Genomic DNA, 4915 nt, shown 5'->3' on the forward strand with positions numbered 1-4915 from the left:
CGTAGGCAAGTTCGTGCAATGGGAAAACAAGCCCACCCGCACGAACATGTTCGGCGGGAACCTCGCGGGCATTACAGACAAACTAAGGTACATTGCGGACCTCGGCGCGACGGCGATTTACCTGTGCCCGATTTTCAAGAGCAATTCCAACCACCGCTACCATACGGTGGACTACTTTGAGATAGACCCGGTCCTCGGCACCCTCGAGGATTTCGACAACCTTGTAAAGAAGGCGCACGCCCTCGGGCTCCGTATCATCCTGGACGGAGTGTTCAACCATTGCTCCCGCGGGTTCTTCCAGTTCAACAGCCTCATGGAGCTCGGGGAAGACTCCCCCTACGTCGACTGGTTCCATGTGCACAGCTGGCCTATACACGCCTACTCGGGCAAGCCGAATTACGAATGCTGGTGGAACTACCCCGCGCTACCGAAGTTCAATACGGACTGCGCGGACGTTCGCGAATACCTGTTCAGCGTCGCCGAATACTGGACAAAGCGCGGCATAGACGGCTGGCGGCTCGACGTACCGAACGAAATCGACGACGATAGTTTTTGGCAGGAATTCCGCAGGCGCGTGAAGGCGATAAACCCCGAAGCCTACATCGTGGGCGAAATCTGGGACAATCCCGAGCGCTGGCTCAAAGGCGACCAGTTCGACGGCGTCATGAACTACCCGTTCCGCAAGGCGGTAATGCAGTACCTCTTCGACGAGAAACCCATCTCCACAGGGGAATTCTGCGAGAAGGTGCGCAGCGCGTTCCCCGAGAACCGCTTCGGTACCCCGATGAACCTGCTCGGGAGCCACGACACCACCCGCATCGCGTCGCAACCCCGCACGAGCCCCGAACGCATTAGGCTCGCGCTCGCCCTGCTGTTCTTTATGCCCGGAGCCCCCTGCATCTACTACGGCGACGAAATCGGCATGGAAGGCGGCAAGGACCCCGACTGCAGGCGAACATTCCCGTGGGACCAGCTGAAGGCCCGCAAGGCACTGCCCATCTACAAGTTTATCCGCGAGCTCACCCGCATGCGCCACGAAAACCCCGTACTCCGCGACGGGAGCCTGAAAATTCATTTTACGGGGACCGGCTTTTCTGTGGTTCGCGCATCGGGCCATGACTGTTTGACCCTTTCGGTGTCGCTGGATGCGCCCGAGCCATCTTTTGAAATTAAATAAAAACGTAAACAACAACAAGGAGCTGCTTTATGCCTTTTTGTCCAAAATGCGGAAATGAAGTTGCCAACACAGACACATTTTGCAACAAATGCGGGACCAGCATTCAAGAGATCCCGGCAGAAGGAGCTGGCACCAAAGTGAATCAGGTCGCCTATGCAGTCCTGGCCATCCTTTTGGGGGGCTTGGGCATACATAAATTCTATGCCGGCAAGATAGGCATGGGGATTCTGTACATTCTGTTCTGCTGGACAGCCATTCCCGGCATAATAGGCCTTATTGAAGGAATCATCGCCGTAACGAAAAAAGCCGACGCAAACGGCAACATTTACATCTAGTTTCCTTACGCGGCGCCCGCCTTTTTCTATCTTTGCACCCGCAACTAAATGCGTATTAATGCCTTATTAAGGGATTACAAATGAACAAATATAAATTCGGCATAAGAGAATTCATCATTCTCGCTGTTATTGCTCTCTCGGCCTACACCGTATGGCCCTCCATCCAGGTTCACTCCAAGAAGGGCGAAGAACAAAAGGCGTTCCTCAAGGAAAACCCGAAGATGGCCACGAAGTCCATCAACTTCGGTCTAGACCTCGCGGGTGGTACGAGCATCACCCTCCAGATTGACCAGTCCGGACTCAAGGAAGGCGACGACATCAAGGACATCCAGGCCCAGTCCCTGGAAATCATCCGTAACCGCGTCGACCAGTACGGTCTTTCCGAACCCCAGATTTCTCCTTCCGGCGACGACCGCATCCTGGTCGAACTTGCCGGCGTGGACGACTCTACCGCAAAGGCCCTCGTGGGTTCCACCGCAAAGCTCGAATTCAAGATTCTTGCCGAAGCAGACAGGTTCCCCCAGGTCGTCGGTCTCATCGACCAGTACCTGACGCGCCAGACTTCCGACGTGACTGCAGATTCCGCCGCGACGGATAGCACTGCCGCCAAGGACAGCACGGTCGCAGCGAAGGATTCCGCAAAGGATACGGCCCAGCTTTCCGACGAAGAACTCCTCGGCGGCAAGGTCGCCGCAGCTGAAGCCCCGAAGGCCGAAGATTCCTCCAAGGCAGCCACCGAAGAAGCCGCACCGGCTACGGAGGTCGGAAAGGCCCTCAGCTCCTACTACATGTCTTTTGCCAACGGTGGGTTCATTGCCGAAGAAGACATCGAAAAGGTCAAGAAGCTCCTCGAGCTCGACGGTGTCAAGAAGCTCATCCCGCGCGACCTGAACTTCGCGTTCGGAAGCGGCCTCGAAAAGATCAGCAACGATTCCCCGGTCAAGGCCAAGCGCCTCTACCTCCTCAAGCGCCGCGCCGAAATGGGCGGTGACGATATCGTGAACGCCCAGCCCCACCGTCTCGCTGACGGCGTGAGCGCAGGCGAAGTCGCCGTGACCCTCAAGTTCGGCGGCATCGGTCCCAAGAAGTTCTCCGCCGTGACCGCCGCGAACGTCGGCAAGCAGATGGCCATCGTTCTCGACAACCAGGTGATTTCCGCTCCGCGCATCAACGAACGCATCCCGAACGGCGACGCCCAGATTACCGGTCTCGATGACATGGCCGAAGCAAACCGCCTCGCCGTCGTGCTCCGCGCCGGCGCCCTCAAAGCCCCGATGAAGATTATCGAAAGCCGCACCGTGGGTGCCACCCTCGGTGAAGAAAACATCGTCCAGGGCTTCGGTTCCGGCGCTGTCGGCCTCATCCTCTGCCTTGTGTTCATGGTGGCTTACTACCGTCTGGGCGGCCTTATCGCGAGCCTCGGCATGGTCATCAACACCCTCGTTACCGCCGCCGTGATGTCCGTGTTCAACGCGACCCTCACTCTCCCCGGTATCGCGGGCTTCATCCTCGTCGTGGGTATGTCCCTCGACGCGAACGTGATTATCTACGAACGTATCCGTGAAGAACTCAAGGCCGGCCTCACCGCCCGCGCGGCAGTCGCCAAGGGTTACGAACGAGCCTTCAGTGCCATCTTGGACTCCAACTTGACGACCGTGCTTACCGGCCTTATCCTCTACAAGATCGGTACCGGTTCCGTGAAGGGTTTCGGTCTTACGCTTACTATCGGTATCCTCACCTCGCTCTTCTGCGCCATCACGCTTACCCGCGCCATCCTCGACTGGAAGCTTGCCAAGCGCGACACGACGACGCTCTCCATCGGTAACGGCATCAAGGCCATCAACGAGGCGAACCTCCAGATTATCCCGCACCGCAAGCGTTTCGGTCTCATTTCGACCATTCTCATCATCGCTTCCATCGCATGCATTGTGGTCAAGGGATTCGACTTCAGCATCGACTTCACCGGTGGCCAGGTCTACACGGTTCAGTATCAGGATAACGCGAAGCACGAAAGCGACCTCAACAAGGCACTCTCCGCTGCAGGCATCAATGGCACGCGCGTCCGCTCCCTCGGCGGAACGTCCGCCAACTCCTACCAGATTAGCATGCGCGCTTCCGAAGACGCACAGTTCGAACTCAAGATGAACGAAGCCTTCAAGAAGGCCGGTCAGGAATGCGTCATTGTCGCGAAGGACAACGTCGGCCCGACAATCGGCAAGGAACTCCGCTTCAACGCTATCTTGTCCGTAATCCTCGCCTGGATCGGCATCCTCCTCTACGTGTGGTTCCGGTTCGGCAAGTTCGGTCTCGGTTTCGGTGTCGCCGCCGTGCTCGGCCTCGTGCACGACACCATCATCACGCTCGGCTTCATCTCGGCATTCAGCCTCTCCTTCGACGGCGCCCTGATTGCCTCGCTCCTCACGATGATTGGTTACTCCGTGAACGACACGATCGTGAACTTCGACCGCATCCGCGAAAACACGGCCATCTACGGTTCCGCGAACTTCGGCGAAACAATCAACAAGTCCATCAACCAGTGCTTCAGCCGTACCATGGTGACCTCCCTCACGACCTTGTTCGTGTGCGTGATTCTCGCCGTGATGGGCGGTTCCTCCATCCGCGACTTCGGCCTCGTGCAGTGCTTTGGTATCCTCATCGGTACCTACTCCTCCGTGTGCATCTGCTCTCCGATTGTTCTGTGGTGGTCCAACCGCTTCAAGAAGGGCGTGTAATCAAATTAAAATGTTGAAAAGAGCCCCGGCAATGCCGGGGCTTTTCTATATTTGAACCCGTTCGATCAAAGGGGGCTCCATGCTCAAGTATTACAAAATCGAATCGGGCCGCATTGCAGTCGCCCCGAACGAAGACGCAGCTGACATCGTCATCATGGGCTCCCTCAGCCAGGAACAGCGAAGCGTCCTAGTCAAGGAATACGAAATAACCGAGCATACCATCGCCTCCGCATTCGACTCCGACGAGCTTTCCCGTATCGAATACGACGACGACTTCACCACGATAGTGTTCAAGAAGCCCAAGAACTATTCTGCCGCGGACAACTTCCAGTTCCGCGTAGAATCCTTCGGCATCTTCATCTTCAAGGACTGGATCCTGCTCCTCACCGACAGCGACATTCCCGTGATGGACGAACGCCGCTTCTCGAAAATCGACAGCCTGAACACGTTCGTGCTCCGCGTGTTGAGCTATGCGATATCGCACTTCAACGAACACCTGCGCATTATCAACCGCATCAACGACGACCTCGAACTGCGCCTAAACACCTCAATGGAAAACAAGTACCTGCTTTCCATGTTCAGCCTCAACAAGGGCTTGATCTACTACGTGAGCGCACTCAACAGCAACGACACCTTGCTCCGCAAGCTGCAGCTGGGCAGGAGCCTCAACT

The 4915-nt window shown here is 56.8% G+C and carries 4 protein-coding genes; all 4 read left to right on the forward strand.

The genetic code is table 11. From position 1 onward, the window contains the following. Positions 1–1177 (forward strand): glycoside hydrolase family 13 protein (locus B4A77_RS06515; protein ID WP_290739365.1); only part of this gene is annotated, 1177 nt, incomplete at its 5' end. A gap of 29 nt (positions 1178–1206) precedes the next feature. Then, positions 1207–1512 (forward strand): TM2 domain-containing protein, encoded by a 306-nt coding sequence (locus B4A77_RS06520; RefSeq protein WP_173381413.1) that lies wholly within the window; start codon positions 1207–1209, stop codon positions 1510–1512. Positions 1513–1592: 80 nt separating this feature from the next. Next, a complete protein-coding gene (gene secD, locus B4A77_RS06525; RefSeq protein WP_173381412.1) occupies positions 1593–4244 on the forward strand; it encodes a protein translocase subunit SecD in 2652 nt (883 codons plus the stop codon). 79 nt (positions 4245–4323) lie between these two features. Then, positions 4324–4915, forward strand: a 592-nt coding sequence (locus B4A77_RS06530; protein WP_290739369.1) for a CorA family divalent cation transporter, incomplete at its 3' end; no start/stop codon positions are given.

Origin of the sequence: Fibrobacter sp. UBA3718 (genome assembly GCF_002371935.1) — a bacterium.
Taxonomy (GTDB): domain Bacteria; phylum Fibrobacterota; class Fibrobacteria; order Fibrobacterales; family Fibrobacteraceae; genus Fibrobacter.